General features: G+C 72.4%; 17 protein-coding genes. 11 read left to right on the top strand and 6 right to left on the bottom strand.

Going from position 1 to position 19,004, the window contains the following annotated elements; translation table 11 throughout:
- The first annotated feature begins 15 nt into the window (after nt 1-15).
- Nucleotides 16-1,788, top strand: a complete 1,773-nt coding sequence (locus QQM72_RS14015; RefSeq protein ID WP_314221192.1) for an acetyl/propionyl/methylcrotonyl-CoA carboxylase subunit alpha — start codon at nt 16-18, stop codon at nt 1,786-1,788.
- 458 nt (nt 1,789-2,246) lie between these two features.
- Here the strand turns inward: QQM72_RS14015 and QQM72_RS14010 are convergent, their stop codons facing one another.
- Nucleotides 2,247-3,212 (bottom strand): DeoR/GlpR family DNA-binding transcription regulator, encoded by a 966-nt coding sequence (locus QQM72_RS14010; protein WP_314221191.1) that lies wholly within the window; start codon nt 3,210-3,212, stop codon nt 2,247-2,249.
- Nucleotides 3,213-3,400: 188 nt separating this feature from the next.
- Nucleotides 3,401-4,849, bottom strand: a complete 1,449-nt coding sequence (locus QQM72_RS14005; RefSeq protein WP_142265905.1) for an NAD(P)H-quinone dehydrogenase — start codon at nt 4,847-4,849, stop codon at nt 3,401-3,403.
- A 96-nt stretch (nt 4,850-4,945) separates the two neighbouring features.
- Between QQM72_RS14005 and QQM72_RS14000 the strand changes: the two genes are divergently transcribed.
- From QQM72_RS14000 to QQM72_RS13985, 4 genes are all read left to right on the top strand, one after another.
- Complete coding sequence (locus QQM72_RS14000) at nt 4,946-5,392, top strand: gamma-glutamylcyclotransferase (protein ID WP_314221190.1); 447 nt, start codon at nt 4,946-4,948, stop codon at nt 5,390-5,392.
- Nucleotides 5,393-5,441: 49 nt separating this feature from the next.
- Entirely contained in the window at nt 5,442-5,720 is a 279-nt protein-coding gene (locus QQM72_RS13995) for a type II toxin-antitoxin system RelE family toxin (protein WP_054242524.1), read from the top strand.
- Nucleotides 5,721-5,826: 106 nt separating this feature from the next.
- A complete protein-coding gene (locus tag QQM72_RS13990; protein WP_314221188.1) occupies nt 5,827-6,651 on the top strand; it encodes a purine-nucleoside phosphorylase in 825 nt (274 codons plus the stop codon).
- 136 nt (nt 6,652-6,787) lie between these two features.
- Nucleotides 6,788-8,416, top strand: a complete 1,629-nt coding sequence (locus QQM72_RS13985; RefSeq protein WP_314221398.1) for a phospho-sugar mutase — start codon at nt 6,788-6,790, stop codon at nt 8,414-8,416.
- Between the two features lie 294 nt (nt 8,417-8,710).
- Here QQM72_RS13985 and QQM72_RS13980 read toward each other — a convergent pair whose 3' ends face one another.
- Together QQM72_RS13980 and QQM72_RS13975 are read right to left on the bottom strand one after the other, a co-directional pair.
- Entirely contained in the window at nt 8,711-9,175 is a 465-nt protein-coding gene (locus tag QQM72_RS13980) for a hypothetical protein (protein ID WP_314221187.1), read from the bottom strand.
- A 160-nt stretch (nt 9,176-9,335) separates the two neighbouring features.
- The gene (locus tag QQM72_RS13975) at nt 9,336-10,064 is read right to left on the bottom strand and encodes a PH domain-containing protein (protein ID WP_314221186.1); all 729 of its coding nucleotides are present in this window, start codon (nt 10,062-10,064) and stop codon (nt 9,336-9,338) included.
- Nucleotides 10,065-10,187: 123 nt separating this feature from the next.
- Between QQM72_RS13975 and deoC the strand changes: the two genes are divergently transcribed.
- From deoC to QQM72_RS13960, 3 genes are read left to right on the top strand one after another with little or no spacing between them, the layout of a single operon-like run.
- Nucleotides 10,188-11,150 carry a deoxyribose-phosphate aldolase gene (gene deoC / locus QQM72_RS13970; protein WP_314221397.1) on the top strand — a complete coding sequence of 321 codons (963 nt, stop codon included), beginning with the start codon at nt 10,188-10,190 and terminating at the stop codon, nt 11,148-11,150.
- Between the two features lie 5 nt (nt 11,151-11,155).
- A complete protein-coding gene (locus QQM72_RS13965) occupies nt 11,156-12,607 on the top strand; it encodes an aldehyde dehydrogenase family protein (RefSeq protein WP_314221185.1) in 1,452 nt (483 codons plus the stop codon).
- Nucleotides 12,597-13,517 (top strand): aldehyde dehydrogenase family protein, encoded by a 921-nt coding sequence (locus QQM72_RS13960; protein ID WP_314221184.1) that lies wholly within the window; start codon nt 12,597-12,599, stop codon nt 13,515-13,517. Before QQM72_RS13965 ends, QQM72_RS13960 begins: the two co-directional genes overlap by 11 nt.
- Before the next feature lie 84 nt (nt 13,518-13,601).
- On the opposite strand, the gene QQM72_RS13955 is transcribed toward QQM72_RS13960, so the two are convergent.
- Nucleotides 13,602-14,030 (bottom strand): hypothetical protein, encoded by a 429-nt coding sequence (locus QQM72_RS13955; RefSeq protein ID WP_314221183.1) that lies wholly within the window; start codon nt 14,028-14,030, stop codon nt 13,602-13,604.
- A gap of 56 nt (nt 14,031-14,086) precedes the next feature.
- Between QQM72_RS13955 and QQM72_RS13950 the strand changes: the two genes are divergently transcribed.
- Complete coding sequence (locus tag QQM72_RS13950) at nt 14,087-14,794, top strand: uridine kinase family protein (protein WP_314221182.1); 708 nt, start codon at nt 14,087-14,089, stop codon at nt 14,792-14,794.
- Nucleotides 14,795-15,035: 241 nt separating this feature from the next.
- Here QQM72_RS13950 and QQM72_RS13945 read toward each other — a convergent pair whose 3' ends face one another.
- Nucleotides 15,036-15,779 (bottom strand): SigE family RNA polymerase sigma factor, encoded by a 744-nt coding sequence (locus tag QQM72_RS13945; RefSeq protein WP_314221181.1) that lies wholly within the window; start codon nt 15,777-15,779, stop codon nt 15,036-15,038.
- 922 nt (nt 15,780-16,701) lie between these two features.
- Here QQM72_RS13945 and afsQ1 point away from each other — a divergent pair.
- Both afsQ1 and QQM72_RS13935 read left to right on the top strand, forming a co-directional pair.
- Complete coding sequence (gene afsQ1 / locus QQM72_RS13940) at nt 16,702-17,379, top strand: two-component system response regulator AfsQ1 (RefSeq protein WP_028807033.1); 678 nt, start codon at nt 16,702-16,704, stop codon at nt 17,377-17,379.
- Nucleotides 17,376-19,001 carry a HAMP domain-containing sensor histidine kinase gene (locus tag QQM72_RS13935; protein ID WP_314221180.1) on the top strand — a complete coding sequence of 542 codons (1,626 nt, stop codon included), beginning with the start codon at nt 17,376-17,378 and terminating at the stop codon, nt 18,999-19,001. The genes afsQ1 and QQM72_RS13935 overlap by 4 nt, the downstream gene beginning before the upstream one ends.
- Nucleotides 19,002-19,004: the final 3 nt, after the last annotated feature.

The raw sequence follows: 19,004 nt of genomic DNA, 5'->3' as shown, positions 1-19,004 counted from the left end.
GAGGGAGCCTCAATCGTGCGCAAGGTGCTCATCGCCAACCGTGGCGAAATCGCAGTCCGCGTGGCCCGGGCGTGCCGGGATGCCGGTATCGCGAGCGTGGCCGTGTACGCCGACCCGGACCGGGACGCTCTGCATGTCCGCGCAGCGGATGAGGCGTTCGCCCTGGGCGGTGACTCTCCTGCGACCAGCTATCTCGACATCGAGAAGGTGCTGAACGCGGCACGGGAGTCCGAGGCCGACGCCGTTCATCCCGGCTACGGCTTCCTCTCGGAGAACGCCGACTTCGCGCAGGCGGTCCTGGACGCGGGCCTGATCTGGATCGGCCCGCCCCCGCAGGCCATCCGTGACCTCGGCGACAAGGTCGCCGCCCGGCACATCGCCCAGCGGGCCGGTGCGCCCCTGGTCGCCGGTACACCCGACCCGGTCTCCGGCGCCGACGAGGTCGTCGCCTTCGCCGAGGAGCACGGGCTGCCGATCGCGATCAAGGCCGCCTTCGGCGGCGGCGGGCGCGGTCTGAAGGTCGCCCGGACGCTGGAAGAAGTCCCCGAGCTGTACGACTCGGCCGTCCGCGAGGCGGTCGCCGCCTTCGGCCGGGGCGAGTGCTTCGTCGAGCGGTACCTGGACAAGCCGCGGCACGTGGAGACGCAGTGCCTGGCCGACAGCCACGGCAACGTGGTCGTCGTGTCGACCCGTGACTGCTCGCTCCAGCGCCGCCACCAGAAGCTGGTCGAGGAGGCCCCGGCGCCGTTCCTGTCCGAGGCGCAGGTCGCCGAGCTGTACTCCTCCTCGAAGGCCATCCTCAAGGAGGCCGGCTACGTCGGCGCGGGCACCGTCGAGTTCCTCGTCGGTGTCGACGGCACGATCTCCTTCCTGGAGGTCAACACCCGTCTCCAGGTGGAGCACCCGGTGACCGAGGAGGTCGCGGGCATCGACCTGGTGCGCGAGATGTTCCGGATCGCCGACGGCGAGGAGCTCGGCTACGGCGACCCGGAGCTGCGCGGTCACTCGTTCGAGTTCCGTATCAACGGCGAGGACCCGGGCCGGGGCTTCCTGCCGGCCCCCGGCACGGTCACCACGTTCGCCGCGCCGTCCGGTCCGGGTGTGCGGCTGGACGCGGGTGTCGAGTCCGGCAGTGTGATCGGCCCGGCGTGGGACTCGCTCCTCGCGAAGCTGATCGTCACCGGCGCCACCCGTGAGCAGGCGCTCCAGCGGGCCGCCCGCGCCCTGGCGGAGTTCCAGGTCGAGGGCATGGCCACGGCCATCCCGTTCCACCGCGCGGTGGTCCGGGACCCGGCGTTCGCGCCGGAGCTCACCGGCAGCCAGGACCCGTTCACGGTGCACACGCGCTGGATCGAGACCGAGTTCGTCAACGAGATCCCCGCGTTCTCGGCCCCGGCCGACACCGAGGCCGAGGACGAGACGGACCGCGAGACGATCGTCGTCGAGGTCGGCGGCAAGCGTCTGGAGGTCTCCCTCCCGTCCTCGCTCGGCATGAGCCTGGCCCGCACGGGCCTCGCGGCGGGCGCCAAGCCCAAGCGCCGCGCGGCCAAGAAGTCCGGCCCCATGGCCTCCGGCGACACCCTCGCCTCCCCGATGCAGGGCACCATCGTGAAGGTGGCCGTCGAGGAGGGCCAGGAGGTCAAGGAGGGCGACCTGATCGTCGTCCTCGAAGCGATGAAGATGGAGCAGCCGCTCAACGCGCACCGCTCCGGCACCGTCAAGGCCCTGGCCGCGGAGGTCGGCGCGTCCATCACCTCGGGCGCGGCGATCTGCGAGATCAAGGACTGACCCCGGGTATCACCCGTGTCGAGGCGCCCGCTCCCCGGGCGCCTCGCCGCGTTTCACCACCCTGACGATCCGTCCGGGCCCTCGGGCCCGCGTTCCGGACCCCGACCGCCCCGTCCAGTCCCTCCGGGCCCCCGGACTTCCGACCCTCCGGCCCCCGGGGTTCCGGCCTACCAGGCTCTCCGGTCCACGAGACCTTCCCGTCCACGGGGCTCTCCGGTCCACCGGGCCATCCCGAGTCCACCGGGCTCTCCGGTCCACCAGGCCTTCCCGGCCTACCGGGCTCTCCGGTCCACCGGGACGCCCCGCACGGGCCCTCCGGCCGTCCGGGACCGTCCGACACGCCCGGGCCGTTCTCCAGCCCGTCCGGGACATTCCAGCCCGTCCGGCGTTCGAGGACGAGGCCCGTTCAGGGCCGATCGGGGGTCTGGGGGCGGAGCCCCCAGGGTCGGCCCCGCGGGTCAGCGACGACGCAGGTCCGCGACCCGGGCCCGCTCCCCGCCGGGGGCCGACTCCCCCATCATCGAGGCGGCCCGCAAGCCCGCGGCAGAGCCCGGCACCTGCCCCCGCCGCGGAGCCGGCAACGGCACGTCCCGACGCTGCTGCTGATGGCGCGCCGGGACCGCATCACCCCCCGGGCTCCCCGACGCCCCGGCCACGGCGATCTGCACCCCCTGGTCCGCCAGGGCCTGGAGCTCGGTGGTCGCACGGTCGTCGTGCGCGGGCGGCTCGTCGGTCACCAGCCGGGTGATGACGTCCGTCGGCACGGTCTGGAACATCGTGTCCGTGCCGAGCTTGGTGTGGTCGGCGAGGACGACGACCTCGGCGGCCGCCTGCACCAGCGCCCGGTCCACGGACGCCGACAGCATGTTGGACGTGGACAGCCCGCGCTCCGCGGTCAGTCCGCTCCCGGAGATGAAGGCCCGCGACACCCGGAGTCCCTGGAGGGACTGCTCGGCGCCGCTCCCCACGAGGGCGTAGTTGGAGCCGCGCAGGGTGCCGCCGGTCATCACGACCTCGACCCGGTTGGCATGGGCCAACGCCTGGGCGACCAGCAGGGAGTTGGTGACGACGGTCAGGCCGGGCACCCGGGCGAGCCGGCGGGCCAGCTCCTGGGTGGTGGTGCCCGCCCCGACCACGATGGCTTCGCCCTCTTCGACGAAGCCCGCGGCGAGGTCCGCGATGGCGGTCTTTTCGGCGGTCGCGAGATGGGATTTCTGCGGAAAGCCGGATTCTCGCGTGAACCCGCCCGGCAATACCGCACCGCCGTGCCGGCGGTCGAGGAGTCCTTCTGCCTCCAGTGCGCGCACGTCCCGCCGTACGGTCACTTCGGAGGTCTGGACGACGCGGGCGAGTTCACGGAGCGATACGGCCCCGTTCGCTCGCACCATTTCGAGGATCAATTGACGACGTTCTGCAGCGAACACGAAACTGACAGTAACGCGGACGACCGTCTGCTTTCAGCTCTTTGCGCCGAATAGTAGAAGTTGTTCGCACAGGGGGACGGGGGGTGGTATAGGGCCCGGTTCCGGCGCACATGCCTCCCGCATGTCCGGCAACCCGGCGACGACGCGCCGTCAACTCCCCGTGACCAGCGGGGAGTCGAAACCGTCCGTCAGCCCTCGTCCGCCGTCTTGCGGGTGTGCAACTGTCGCGCCACTTCCGCGATCGACCCGGAAAGAGACGGGTACACGGTGAACGCGTTCGCGATCTGTTCGACCGTCAGATTGTTGTCGACGGCGATCGAGATCGGGTGGATGAGTTCCGAGGCGCGCGGCGCCACGACCACACCACCGACGACGATCCCGGTGCCGGGCCGGCAGAAGATCTTGACGAAGCCGTCGCGGATGCCCTGCATCTTGGCGCGCGGGTTGCGCAGCAGCGGCAGCTTGACGACCCGGGCGTCGATCTTGCCGCCGTCCACGTCGGCCTGGCTGTAGCCGACGGTGGCGATCTCGGGGTCGGTGAAGACGTTCGAGGAGACGGTCTTGAGGTTGAGCGGGGCCACCGCGTCGCCGAGGAAGTGGTACATGGCGATACGGCCCTGCATGGCGGCGACGGAGGCCAGGGCGAAGATCCCGGTCACGTCACCGGCCGCGTACACACCGGGTGCTGTGGTCCGGGAGACCTTGTCGGTCCAGATGTGACCCGACTCGCGGACCTTGACGCCCGCCTCCTCCAGCCCCATCCCCTCGCTGTTGGGAATGGCGCCGACCGCCATGAGGCAGTGCGAGCCGGTGATGACCCGGCCGTCGGACAGGGTGACCTCGACCCGGTCGCCCACCCGCTTGGCGGACTCGGCGCGCGAGCGGGCCATGACGTTCATGCCGCGGCGCCGGAAGACGTCCTCGAGGACGGCGGCGGCGTCCGGGTCCTCGCCGGGCAGCACGCGGTCGCGCGAGGACACGAGGGTGACCTTGGAGCCGAGGGCCTGGTAGGCGCCGGCGAACTCCGCGCCGGTCACGCCCGAGCCGACCACGATGAGCTCCTCGGGGAGCTCGCCCAGGTCGTAGACCTGGGTCCAGTTCAGGATGCGCTCGCCGTCGGGCTGGGCGTCCGGCAGTTCGCGCGGGTGGGCGCCGGTGGCGAGCAGGACGGCGTCGGCGGTGAGGGTCTCCTCGGTGCCGTCGGCGGCGCTGACGACGACCTTGCGCGAGCCGTCGAGGGCCTGCATGCCCTCCAGCCGGCCGCGCCCGCGCAGCACGCGCGCGCCGGCCCGGGTGACGGAGGCGGTGATGTCGTGCGACTGGGCGAGCGCGAGCCGCTTCACCCGGCGGTTGACCTTGCCGAGGTCCACCCCGACGACCCGGGCGGCCTGCTCCAGCGGCGGGGTGTCGTCGGCGACGATGATCCCCAGCTCCTCGTACGAGGAGTCGAAGGTGGTCATCACCTCGGCCGTGGCGATCAGGGTCTTCGACGGCACGCAGTCGGTCAGCACCGACGCTCCGCCCAGACCGTCGCAGTCGACGACGGTCACCTCCGCGCCGAGCTGCGCGGCCACCAGCGCCGCCTCATAGCCGCCGGGTCCGCCACCGATGATCACGATCCGAGTCACGTACTCCATTGTCCCGCACGGGGGCCGGTGGTACTGCCCCGGGGGGCGCGGGAGGCGCCACCGTTACGAGAGTGACGCGTGCGCGGGCTGCCGTACTCTCCTTGCATGTCGCTCTACGCCGCGTACGCTGGCAACCTCGACGCGCGGCTGATGACCCGCCGCGCTCCCCACTCGCCACTGCGTGCCACCGGCTGGCTGAACGGGTGGCGGCTGACGTTCGGCGGCGAACAGCTGGGCTGGGAGGGCGCGCTGGCGACGGTCGTCGAGGATCCCTCGGACCCCGGCGCGCAGGTCTTCGTCGCGCTGTACGACGTCGCCCCCATGGACGAGGACTCGCTGGACCGCTGGGAGGGCATGAGTCTCGGCATCTACCGGCGCGCCCGGGTGCGGGTGCAGACGATGGACCGGGAGGAGTCCGCCTGGATGTTCGTCCTGAACGGCTACGAGGGCGGCCTGCCGGCGGCCCGCTACCTGGGCGAGATCGCCGACGCGGCGGAATCGGCGGGAGCCCCACACGATTACGTGATGGAGCTCCGCAAGAGGCCTTGCTGAGCGCGACCGACTCTAGACTCGGAGCATCTGCGCACCAACGGGAGACCGCATGAGCCCCAGCACATATGACGTCTACTACACGGTGCAGGCCGCCGAGGCCCGTGACCGGCTCGACGATCAACAGCGCACCTCGTTCGACAAGGGCATCGCCCTGCTGGCTCGCGACCCGTTCCTTTCGGTGTCCAGGCCCATAGGGTCCACCGGCGACGACCGTACGATCCGCCTGACCCAGAACATTCTCGTCGAGTACACGGTCAGCCGCGGACGCCTGCTGGTCTTCATCGTCGAGGTGTTCAACGACAAGGACGTCCTGATCACCGACGACTGATCGTCGCCCAGCGGTCCGCGCCTCGTTGGAAACGACAAGACAACGATCGCCATCCCGTGGGCTCTGTCATCTACGCGCGTAGGCAGGAACCGGCTACCCTCATCGCGTGAACGCATCTCTTCTCCCGGACGACATCCAGGGCGACCCGCACGCCGCGGCCGACGCCGCCGCCGCACGCCTGCGCGAACTGACCGGCGCCGAGACCCACGACGTCGCCCTCGTGATGGGCTCCGGCTGGGCGCCGGCCGTGGACGCCCTGGGCGCTCCCGACGCCGAGTTCCAGGTCACCGAGCTGCCCGGTTTCCCGCCGCCCGCGGTCGAGGGCCACGGCGGCAAGGTCCGCTCGTACCGGATCGGCGCGAAGCGGGCGCTGGTCTTCCTGGGCCGCACCCACTACTACGAGGGCCGCGGCGTCGCCGCCGTCGCCCACGGTGTCCGTACGGCGGTGGCGGCCGGCTGCAAGACGATCGTGCTGACGAACGGCTGCGGCGGCCTGCGCGAGGGCATGCGCCCCGGGCAGCCGGTACTGATCAGCGACCACATCAACCTCACGGCGACGTCCCCCATCCTCGGCGCGAACTTCGTGGACCTCACGGACCTGTACTCCCCGCGGCTGCGCACCCTGTGCAAGGAGATCGACGCCACGCTCGAGGAAGGCGTCTACGCCCAGTTCCCCGGCCCGCACTACGAGACGCCGGCCGAGATCCGGATGGCCCGCACCATCGGCGCGGACCTGGTCGGCATGTCGACCGTGCTGGAGGCCATCGCGGCCCGTGAGGCCGGGGCCGAGGTGCTCGGCATCTCCCTCGTGACCAACCTCGCCGCCGGCATGACCGGCGAGCCGCTGAACCACGAGGAGGTCCTCCAGGCGGGACGCGACTCGGCGACCCGCATGGGCTCCCTGCTGGCACAGGTGCTGGGCCGGCTGTAGGGCGGCGCACGGCGGCGCCGGTCCGTACGACTCGGCCCGTCCCGCGCTTGACGAGGCCCGTTCCGGGCCGATGGGGGTCCGGGGCCGCAGTCCCCGGGAACCCGGACCACGAGACGACGAGAGGTTGGACACCGACGTGCACGACGTCATCGCCCGCGCCCACGCGTGGCTCGCCGAGGACCCCGACCCGGAGACCCGCGACGAGCTCGCCGCGCTCATCGAGGCCGCAGACGTCAGCGAGCTCGCCGAGCGCTTCGACGGCACCCTCCAGTTCGGTACCGCCGGGCTGCGCGGTGAACTCGGGGCCGGGCCCATGCGGATGAACCGCTCCGTCGTGATCCGGGCCGCGGCCGGCCTCGCCGCGTACCTCACGAAGAACGGCGGGGCCGGCGGCGTGGTCGTCATCGGCTACGACGCCCGGCACAAGTCGGAGGACTTCGCCCGCGACACCGCGGCCGTGATGACGGGCGCGGGCTTCCGCGCGGCCGTGCTCCCGCGTCCTCTCCCCACCCCCGTCCTCGCCTTCGCCATAAGGCACCTGGGCGCGGTCGCCGGCGTGGAGGTCACCGCCAGCCACAACCCGCCGCGCGACAACGGCTACAAGGTGTACCTGGGGGACGGCTCGCAGATCGTGCCGCCCGCCGACGCCGGGATCGCGGCCGAGATCGACGCGATCGCCGCCCTGAAGGACGTTCCGCGTCCGGAGGCCGGCTGGCAGACCCTCGACGACGCCGTCCTCGACGCCTATCTGGCCCGCACGGACGCGGTCCTCGCCGCGGACTCCCCCCGCACGGCCCGCACGGTCTACACGGCGATGCACGGCGTCGGCAAGGACGTCCTGCTGGCCGCCTTCGCCCGCGCGGGCTTCCCCGAGCCCGTCCTCGTCGCCGAGCAGGCCGAACCCGACCCGGAATTCCCGACCGTCGCCTTCCCCAACCCGGAGGAGCCCGGCGCGATGGACCTGGCCTTCGCCAGGGCCCGCGAGACCCACCCCGACCTGGTCATCGCCAACGACCCGGACGCCGACCGCTGCGCCGTGGCCGTGCCCCACGCGGGCGACTGGCGCATGCTGCGGGGCGACGAGGTCGGCTCGCTCCTCGCCGCGCACCTCGTCCGGCGCGGCGCGCGGGGCACGTTCGCCGAGTCGATCGTGTCCTCCTCCCTCCTCGGCCGTATCGCCGAGAAGGCGGGCCTGCCCTACGAGGAGACCCTCACCGGCTTCAAGTGGATCGCCCGCGTCGACGGCCTGCGCTACGGCTACGAGGAGGCCCTCGGCTACTGCGTCGACCCCGAGGGCGTACGCGACAAGGACGGCATCACCGCCGCCCTGCTGATCACGGAGCTCGCCTCCACCCTCAAGGCCGAGGGCCGCACCCTCCTCGACCTGCTCGACGACCTCGCCGTGGAGCACGGTCTGCACGCCACCGACCAGCTCTCGGTGCGCGTCCAGGACCTCTCGCTCATCGCCGACGCGATGCGGCGCCTCCGGGAGCAGCCCCCGACCTCCCTCGCGGGCCTGGCCATCACCCGGGCCGAGGACCTCACGCTGGGCACGGACAAGCTGCCCCCGACCGACGGCCTGCGCTACACGCTGGACGGCGCCCGGGTCGTCGTCCGCCCCAGCGGCACCGAACCGAAGCTGAAGTGCTACCTGGAGGTCGTGGTCCCGGTCCCCACCCACGCCGACCTCCCGACGGCCCGCGGCACGGCCGACGACCTGCTCACCGCGATCAAGCGGGACCTGTCGGCGGCGGCCGGCATCTGACCTCGCCCGGCGAGCCCCGGCGGCCCGTGCCGGCCCTTCGGGCGCGCGCGGGCGCGCCGAGCGCAACACCGGCTTGCGGGGCCTCCGCGGCCTGCGGGCCGCGCACATCGGTCGATCTTTGACCGGAGGTGTCGCCGTCGCCGTCCTCGTCGAGGCGGTCGGCGGCCAGGGCGGTGAAGGCCGAGCGGCCGGCGACCTCGGCGGCAGAGCCGCACCGGCACCCAAGGGGCGGGCCGCACAGCGGCGGGCGGCCCGCCCACGGGTGCCGCGGGCCCTTCGCGGGCCGGGCAGGCGTCAGGGCAGGAAGATCACCGTCGCCGCACCCACGATGCCGATGGCGATCCCGATCGGCCACAGCGCACGCCCCCGTTGCCGTTCGTCGGCCGGGGCGGCCGGGCGGGTCGCCGGGTCCCGCCACATCGCGGTGATCTCGGCGGCGGTCCGCTCGTACGGGTGCAGCACGCCGAGCCTGCTCTCCAGCCACGGCCAGCGCGGCGAGGCCACCCGCCACTCCTCGAACGAGGCCCGCGTGCCGAGGATCCGCAGCCGGGCGCCCTCGCACTCCGCGGCCCGGACGTGGTCCCAGGCGAGGTGCCGGGTGCCGCTCAGACCGTTGAACCACAGGCCGTCGTGGTCGGCGGTGACCCGCCAGGCGATGCGGCGCGGCAGCAGCAGGGCGGCGAGCAGCGTGGCGACCAGGCCGTAGCCGTACCTCCACCAGCCGGAGTCCTCCCAGTAGAGCGGGAGGAACAGCAGCACCAGCCCGACGGCGAACCAGTCGGCCCATCCGGCACGCCACTTGCGTATGCCCGCGGCGGCCTGCCGGGCGGCCCGCTCGGCGACGACGACCGCGGCGGCCCCGCGCAGCTCCTCCTGCCGGGCCTCCCGGAGCCCCGCACCCCGCGCCTCCGCGCCGCCCTCACCCCACGGCCAGCAGAATCCCCAGCACCACGGCCCCCGCCACCGCCGGGCCCAGGATCTCCCAGGCCCAGCGCACGGTCACCTCGCCCTGTGCGGTCCCCTCCTTCTCGCGCGCCCCCCACAGCTCCCGCAGCTCGTCCATGACCCGGTCGGTCTCGGCGCGCACGGGCCCGTCCGGCACGGCGGCGCCGCCGCCGCGCGAGAGCCCACCGCCACCCGAGAGCCCGCCACCGAGGCCGCCGAACCCGCCGCCGCCCCGCGCGGCGTCCCGGCCGCCGGTCCGCCCGGTCCGCCCAGCCGCCGCCTTGGACTCCCGCCGGTTCGCCTTCTTCCGCGCCCGCAGCGAGACGGGGATGGACCACAGCTGGAACTTCTTCCCCGACGCGTCGACGACCTCGTTGGAGTACCCGGACCGCAGGGAGGCCACCTGCCCCCACGGCAGCACGATCACCCGCAACGGGTTGCGCACCCGGAGCCGGTCCTGGCCCGCGAACACGGCGGGCCGCAGCGTGAAGGCGACGATCAGCGGCACCAGCAGGATCAGCGAGGCGAGGGCCAGCCACGGCGTGCGCCCGTCGCCCACGAAGATCGCGTCGAGGCCGAGCCAGCCCACCAGGCCCAGCAGCAGCGCACCCCCGGCCATGCCCGCGGGCGACCGGTAGACGCGGTCCTTGGTCTCGGGTGCCGAAGGCTGCGGCGCGGGTGGCTGGTCTTCCGGGGTCGTCATGGCCCCGATTCTGCCCGACGCCCACCGGCCCGCTCATCCGCAGCCCCGCCGTTGCCGACGAGCACGGATGCAACCGACGGGGTGTACAGCCGCTACGCGCGTAGATATGCTCGTCTGGTGACCATGCCCACCAATACACCTACCGCAGCCGACGCACTCACGGACGTCACGGCGTCCGACGGCTCGCTGCGCCGCTTCCTCCACGGGCTGCCCGGCGTCGACACGGTCGGCCTGGAGGCGCGCGCCGCCGCGCTCGGCACCCGTTCCATCAAGACGACCGCGAAGGCGTACGCCATCGACCTCGCCATCTCGATGGTCGACCTGACGACGCTGGAAGGCGCGGACACCCCGGGCAAGGTCCGGGCGCTCGGCGCGAAGGCGGTCCACCCCGACCCGACCGACCGTACGACCCCGACCACGGCCGCGGTCTGCGTGTATCCGGACATGGTCGCCACCGCCAAGGCGGCCGTCGCCGGATCCGGCGTCAAGGTCGCCTCGGTCGCCACCGCCTTCCCGGCCGGCCGCGCCGCCCTCGACGTGAAGCTCGCGGACGTCCGCGACGCCGTCGCCGCGGGCGCCGACGAGATCGACATGGTCATCGACCGCGGGGCGTTCCTCGCGGGCAAGTACCTGAAGGTGTACGACGAGATCACCGCCGTGCGCGAGACGTGCGGGACGGCCGCCCGGCTGAAGGTCATCTTCGAGACGGGCGAGCTGTCGACGTACGACAACATCCGCCGGGCGAGCTGGCTCGGCATGCTCGCGGGCGCCGACTTCATCAAGACCTCGACCGGCAAGGTCGCCGTCAACGCCACGCCCGCGAACACCCTGCTGATGCTGGAGGCGGTGCGCGACTTCCGCGCCCAGACCGGCGTCCAGGTCGGCGTGAAGCCCGCCGGCGGCATCCGCACCACCAAGGACGCGATCAAGTTCCTCGTCCTGGTCAACGAGACCGCGGGCGAGGACTGGCTGGACAACCACTGGTTCCGCTTCGGCGCCTCCTCGCTCCTGAACGACCTGCTGATGCAGCGTCAGAAGCTGGCCACCGGCCGCTACTCCGGCCCCGACTACGTGACGGTGGACTGATCACCATGGCATCCGTGACTGCATCCGCATTCGAGTACGCTCCGGCCCCCGAGTCCCGCTCGGTCGTCGACATCGCCCCCTCCTACGGCCTGTTCATCGACGGCGAGTTCACCGAGGCGGCCGAGGGCAAGGTCTTCAAGACCGTCTCGCCGTCCACCGAGGAGGTCCTCTCCGAGATCGCCCAGGCGGGCGAGGCGGACGTCGACCGTGCCGTGCGGGCCGCCCGCAAGGCCTTCGGTAAGTGGTCCGCGCTGCCGGGCTCCGAGCGCGCCAAGTACCTGTTCCGCATCGCCCGGATCATCCAGGAGCGCAGCCGCGAACTGGCCGTCCTGGAGACGCTGGACAACGGCAAGCCGATCAAGGAGACGCGCGACGCCGACCTGCCCCTGGTCGCCGCGCACTTCTTCTACTACGCGGGCTGGGCCGACAAGCTCGACCACGCCGGGTTCGGAACGTCCCCCCGGCCGCTGGGCGTCGCCGGCCAGGTCATCCCCTGGAACTTCCCGCTGCTGATGCTGGCGTGGAAGATCGCCCCGGCGCTCGCCACCGGCAACACGGTCGTCCTGAAGCCGGCCGAGACCACCCCGCTGTCCGCCCTGTTCTTCGCGGACATCTGCCGCCAGGCGGGCCTGCCCAGGGGCGTCGTCAACATCCTCCCCGGCTACGGCGACGCCGGTGCCGCGCTGGTCGCGCACCCGGACGTGAACAAGGTCGCCTTCACCGGCTCCACCGCCGTCGGCAAGGCGATCGCCCGGCAGGTCGCGGGCTCGCACAAGAAGGTCACGCTCGAACTGGGCGGCAAGGGCGCCAACATCGTCTTCGACGACGCGCCGATCGACCAGGCCGTCGAGGGCATCGTCAGCGGCATCTTCTTCAACCAGGGCCAGGTCTGCTGCGCGGGCAGCCGGCTCCTCGTCCAGGAGTCGATCCAGGACGAGCTGCTGGAGTCGCTCAAGCGCCGCCTCGCGACCCTCCGGCTCGGCGACCCGCTCGACAAGAACACCGACATCGGCGCGATCAACTCCGCCGAGCAGCTCTCGCGCATCACCTCGCTCGTCGAGCAGGGTGAGGCGGAGGGCGCCGAACGCTGGTCCCCGGCCTGCGAACTGCCCACGTCCGGCTACTGGTTCGCCCCGACGCTCTTCACGAACGTCACCCAGGCGCACACCGTCGCCCGCGACGAGATCTTCGGCCCGGTCCTGTCGGTCCTCAGCTTCCGCACGCCGGAGGAGGCCGTCGCCAAGGCCAACAACACGCCGTACGGCCTGTCGGCCGGCATCTGGACGGAGAAGGGCTCCCGCATCCTCGCGGTGGCGAGCAAGCTCCGCGCGGGCGTGATCTGGTCCAACACGTTCAACAAGTTCGACCCGACGTCGCCGTTCGGCGGCTACAAGGAGTCGGGCTTCGGCCGCGAGGGCGGCCGCCACGGCCTGGAGGCGTACCTCGATGTCCGATAAGACCGACAAGACCGATCAGCAGCAGCGGCTCAGCGTCTTCAAGACCTACAAGCTGTACGTCGGCGGGAAGTTCCCGCGTTCCGAGAGCGGCCGGGTGTACGAGGTGACCGACGCAAAGGGCAAGTGGCTGGCCAACGCACCGCAGTCGTCCCGCAAGGACGCCCGTGACGCGGTCGTGGCCGCGCGCAAGGCGTTCGGCGGCTGGTCCGGGGCGACGGCGTACAACCGCGGCCAGATCCTCTACCGCGTCGCGGAGATGCTGGAGGGCCGCAAGGGCCAGTTCGTCCACGAGGTCGCCGAGGCCGAGGGCCTGTCGAAGTCCAAGGCCGCCGACCAGGTCGAGGCGACGATCGACCGCTGGGTCTGGTACGCGGGCTGGACCGACAAGATCGCCCAGGTCCTGGGCGGCGGAAACCCGGTCGCGGGCCCGTACTTCAACCTCTCCTCGCCCGAACCGACGGGCGTGGTCGCGGTCCTGGCCCCGCAGGAGTCGTCCTTCCTGGGCCTGGTCTCGGTGCTCGCCCCCGTGATCGCGACCGGCAACACGGCGATCGTGATCGCGAGCGAGCGCTCGCCGCTCCCGGCGCTGTCGCTCGGCGAGGTGCTGGCCACCTCCGACGTGCCCGGCGGGGTCGTCAACGTCCTCTCCGGCCGTACGGCGGAGATCGCGGCGCCCCTCGCCTCCCACCAGGACGTCAACGCCATCGATCTGGCGGGCGCCGGCCATGACGATGGTCTGGCGAAGGAGCTGGAGATCGCGGCGGCCGACAACCTGAAGCGCGTCCTTCGTCCACAGCCTGTGGACGACTGGTCGGCGGACCCGGGCATCGACCGCATGACGCCCTTCCTGGAGACGAAGACGGTCTGGCACCCCACGGGTTCACTGGGCGCCTCGGGCTCGTCGTACTAGGCGGGTCACCGGCCCCCGGAACGCGGAAGCCGCGCCCGCCCCTCCGTCCGGGGGCTGCGCGGCTTCCGTGCGTGCTGGGCGGCCTCAGCCGCCCAGCACCTTCGTGACACCTCCCAGCGCCTTCGTCGCGTCCCCCAGCACCGGGATCGAGCCGATGGACTGCGCCTGCGCCACCGGCCCGGTGAGCATCTGCGAGGTCAGCGGCTTGAAGTCGGCGAGCTGGGTGCCGACGCCGTTGTCGAGCGGGTCGACGCCGGTGCCCGCGAGGGGGTTGGGCTTGAGGCCGGTCACCGCCCCGGTGACGTACGTCAGGGAGCCGAGCGCCCCCTGCACACCCGCCTGCGGGTCGAGCTGACCGACCGAGGTGGGCCTGGTCCGCACCACGTCGGCGACCGGCTCGCCGGTCGCCGCGGCTGCGGCCCCGGCGCCGGCGCCCAGCGCCACCCCGGCGGTCGCGAGGGCGGCGAGGGCGCGCCGGCCGGTGGAGGTCTGGGGGGAAGCGTGTCGGGCCATCGATGCCGCCTTCTGATGCGCAAGGTGATCAGGTCGACACGAAGGGTAGTTGAGGTGTGACGCGCGCATCAAAGCCGACCCGCGGGGTCGTTGACGGCCGGGGGGATGCCTCACACTGGTGTCCCGTGACCTCCCCTCCGCCCATACCGACGCGAGTCGTGCTGCTCTGCGGCCCTTCCGGCTCCGGCAAGTCCCTGCTCGCGGCCCGCTCCGGCCTCCCGGTGCTGCGGCTCGACGACTTCTACAAGGAAGGCGACGACCCGACGCTGCCGCTGGTCGACGGGAGTTCCGACATCGACTGGGACCACCCCGGCTCGTGGGACGCCGACACCGCCGTCGCCTCGATCGTGGAACTGTGCGGCACGGGCCGTACGAACGTTCCCGTCTACGACATCTCGCTCAGCGCGCGCACCGGCGCGGACGCGATCGACATCGGACCGACCCCGCTGTTCATCGCGGAGGGCATCTTCGCCGCCGAGATCGTGAACCGGTGCCGCGAACTGGGCGTCCTGGCCGACGCGCTGTGCCTGAGCCGCGGCCCGGTGAAGACCTTCCGCCGCCGCTTCCTGCGCGATCTGAGGGAGGGCCGCAAGTCGGTGCCCTTCCTGCTGCGCCGCGGCTGGCGGCTGATGCGCTCCGAGCGTTCCATCGTCGCCCGGCAGACCGCGCTCGGTGCGCACGCCTGCGACCGCGACGAGGCGTTGGGCCGCCTGGCGGCAGCGGCGGCGGGCCGCGGCGCCCCGACGGCGCATACGGCCGCCTAGGACGCTCGCACCGGCGCGGACGGACACGCAGAAGCGGGACTGGACGGACCCCCCGGCCCTCCAGCCCCGCTTCCTCGGTGCTCCCCCGTGTCCCCCGGGGTGGTGCTTCCCCCGTGCTTGCGCGGTACCGCTCCGCCGACGTCCCCCGTCGGGCCCCCCGGTACCGCTTCCCCCGTGTTTCCCCCGTGTTCCCCCGTTCACCGGCTCCCCTGAGCGGAGCCGGGCCTTCCCCCGTTCACCCTCAGGCGACAAGCTCCCCGAAGGCGTCTTCCTCGTCACGGCCGAAGCTGAGGACCTCGTCCTCGCGCAGCCGGCGGAGCGACCGCCAGATGCTGGACTTCACCGTGCCGACACTGATGTCGAGGATCTCCGCGATCTCCGGGTCGGTGCGGCCTTCGTAGTAGCGAAGGACCAGCATCGTCCGCTGGAGTTCGGGAAGCCGGGCCAGCGCCTGCCACAGGACCGCGCGCAGCTCGGTGCCGCGCATCGCGTCCGTGTCGCCGGCCGTCTCCGGCAGCTCCTCGGTCGGGTACTCGTTCAGCTTGCGGCGACGCCACGCGCTGATGTGCAGGTTGGTCATCGTCCGGCGGAGGTATCCGCCGACCGCGGCCTTGTCACTGATCCGCTCCCACGCCCGGTACGTCGAGAACAGCGCGCTCTGGAGCAGGTCCTCCGCCTCGAAGCGGTCGCCGGTGAGGTGGTAGGCGGTTGCGTACAGGGAGGCGCGGCGCTCCTGGACGTAGGCGGTGAACTCCGCCTCGCTCAGCGAGTGACGCTCCCCCGTGTCCTCCCTGTACGCGGCTCCCCCGTGAGCCGCCTGTTCCCCCGTGTCGACCACGGTCATGAAGGCGGTGTGCTGTCGCCCGGTGCCGCGAGCGCACCCCCGCCCGCTCACGGCACCGGACTTCTCGGAACCCCGGTGCACGTCGTGCAGACGCGTGACGACCGCGACTGCGTTGGTGCTCATACCGTGCAGCGTGTTCATCTCGCGCCCCCCGTCGTGGACTTCCGGTGTTCGGTCTCCTGCGCCGGTCCGGCTCCGCTGTCGTTCCGCGTCGCCTTGTCCGTGACCAAAAGATTGCCCGGGGCACTTCATCGCCGTGTCCGCCGACTGTCACAGACCTGTCACAGGGGCCTGTCACGACAACCCCACAGACCGTCCACAGGCTTGCGGGGTACGGCAGTTGACCTGGTCGGCGCAGATCACCGTGGGACCCTGCCGCCCTGCGCCGGGCCCCCGACGTCCGCTCGGCCTGTCACGCCGCCCACGGCCCGCCCGGCGGTCCGTCGCCGGCCGCGCCGCGGGAGCTGCCGGGGGGTGATCGGCGCGCACCGGTGGCGGGTGCGGGGCGTCGGAGGTGCCCGCGCCGGGCGCACGCGTCCATCCCCACCACGGCGTCCTCGCGCCGACCCGGAGCGAGTACGTCGACCTCGTGGCGGCCGCTCCCCTGCCGGCGACGGTACGGCGCGCCCCGGCCGCGGCCGTCGCGTTCGACCGGGGCACCGGCACCGGGGCCTCGCGACGGTGGCGGCCCGGCGCGGGGTCGGCCGGGAGGCGGGAACGGACGTCGCGCCGGAACCGGGGGCGTACGGCGAGGGCGGCAGGATGCCGGGCGGGTTCCTGGCGGGTCTGGGTAGGCACCTGCGGCCGGGCGGCGAGGGCCGGCTGAGCCGGTCCGATCTGGCCGGGCACCTCGGTCTGCGCACCCGCGACGGACGGCTCAGACTCGTCGAAACCGCAGGTCTGCGGGTTGTGGGCCGTACCGGTGCACGACCCGGGCACAGACGTTCGCAGGATGTGTCCGACCCCCTGTACGCGGCCCGCGCCGCGGAAACCATCTCCCTCTGGCACCTCACCACCTACCCACAGGTCGAACGACAGCCCCCTCATGGGCCAGAATGAGCCCGTGCCTTCCCTGTTGCTGATCGAGGACGACGACGCCATCCGTACGGCCCTGGAGCTCTCACTGACGCGCCAGGGACACCGGGTGGCCACCGCTGCCAGCGGTGAGGACGGTCTGAAGCTGCTGCGCGAGCAGCGGCCGGATCTCATCGTGCTGGACGTGATGCTGCCCGGCATCGACGGTTTCGAGGTGTGCCGGCGCATCCGGCGCACCGACCAACTGCCGATCATCTTGCTGACCGCGCGCAGTGACGACATCGACGTGGTCGTCGGGCTGGAGTCCGGCGCCGACGACTACGTCGTCAAACCAGTGCAGGGCCGGGTGCTGGACGCCCGGATCCGGGCCGTGCTGCGGCGCGGAGAGCGCGAGTCGAGCGATTCGGCGACGTTCGGCAGTCTCGTCATCGACCGCGCGGCGATGACGGTGACGAAGAACGGCGAGGATCTCCAGCTCACGCCGACCGAACTGCGGCTGCTGCTCGAACTGAGCCGGCGGCCGGGGCAGGCGCTGTCCCGGCAGCAGCTGCTGCGGCTGGTGTGGGAGCACGACTACCTCGGCGACTCACGGCTGGTGGACGCCTGTGTCCAGCGGCTGCGGGCCAAGGTGGAGGACGTGCCGTCGTCCCCGGTCCTGATCCGTACCGTGCGCGGCGTCGGCTACCGCCTGGACGCCCCTCAGTGACACAGCGGCAAGGGGGGCTCCGCGGCTGGTCCGCGGCGCGTAAGGGAAGACTCTCGCGGCTGCGTTTCACCAGCCTGCGGCTGCGGCTCGTCGTCGTCTTCGGGGCGGTGGCGCTGACCGCCGCGGTGTCCGCGTCCGGCATCGCGTACTGGCTCAACCGCGAGGCCGTGCTGACCCGTACCCAGGGCGCGGTGCTGCGGGACTTCGAGCAGGAGATGGAGAACCGGGCGGGTTCGCTGCCCGAGCATCCCTCGCAGGACGAGCTCCAGCACACCGCCGGGCAGATGGCCAACAGCAGCCAGCGCTTCAGCGTGCTGCTGGTGGGCGAGGACTCCAGCGGCAAGACCGTCTACGGCAACTCGGGCGGCCTCAACGGGTTCTCGCTGGAGGACGTGCCCGGGGCGCTGCGTACGGCGGTGAACAAGCGGCAGGACGTCACGGGCGGCAACAAGGCGCCGTACCACCTGTACTGGCAGCGGGTCGTCGACCACGGCACGCCGTATCTGGTGGCCGGGACGCAGGTGAACGGGGGCGGGCCGACCGGGTACATGCGCAAGTCGCTGGAGCCGGAGGCCAAGGACCTCAACTCGCTGGCCTGGTCGCTGGGGATCGCCACCGGCCTCGCGCTGATCGGGGCCGCGCTGCTCGCGCAGGCCGCCGGGACGACCGTGCTGAAGCCCGTGCACCGGCTGGGCGTCGCGGCGCGGCGGCTCGGCGAGGGTCGGTTCGACACCCGGCTGCGGGTGTCCGGGACGGACGAACTCGCCGATCTGTCACGGACGTTCAACCGGGCCGCGGAGTCACTGGAGAAGCGGGTCGCCGACATGGCCGCGCGGGACAACGCCTCGCGGCGGTTCGTCGCCGACATGTCGCACGAGCTGCGGACTCCGCTGACCGCCATCACCACCGTCGCGGAGGTGCTGGAGGAGGAGCTGGACGCCGAGTCGGGCAGCATCGACCCGATGATCGAGCCCGCGGTGCGGCTGGTCGTCAGCGAGACACGGCGGCTGAACAACCTGGTCGAGAACCTGATGGAGGTCACCCGCTTCGACGCGGGCACCGCACGGCTGGTCCTGGACGACGTCGACGTCGCCGACCAGATCACCCACTGCATCGACGCGCGCGCCTGGCTGGACGCGGTCGACCTGGACGCCGAGCGCGGCATCCACGCCCTGCTCGACCCGCGCCGGCTGGACGTGATCCTCGCCAACCTCATCGGCAACGCGCTCAAGCACGGCGGTTCGCCGGTGCGGGTGTCGGTGTCGGCGGCGGACGACGCGGTCGTCATCTCCGTGCGCGACCACGGGCCCGGTATCCCCGAGGAGGTGCTGCCGCACGTCTTCGACCGGTTCTACAAGGCGAGCGCCTCCCGGCCGCGATCCGAGGGCAGCGGGCTCGGCCTGTCCATCGCGCTGGAGAACGCCCACATCCACGGCGGCGAGATCACCGCCGCCAACTCCCCTGAGGGCGGTGCGGTGTTCACGCTGCGCCTGCCCCGGGGCGTCCTGGAGCCGGCGGACCGGGGCGGCGAGGAGGACGAGCGGGCCGCGCGGCCGGCGCCGTCCGTCCAGTCCATGCCCGTGCAGTCCGGGAAGTCCGTGCAGGACAAGGGGGACGCGTAGTGA

This window comes from Streptomyces zaehneri (assembly GCF_032248645.1).
Classification (GTDB): domain Bacteria; phylum Actinomycetota; class Actinomycetes; order Streptomycetales; family Streptomycetaceae; genus Streptomyces; species Streptomyces coriariae.
The sequence above is the reverse complement of the archived record's forward strand: the minus strand, read 5'-3'. Positions and strand labels throughout refer to the sequence as shown.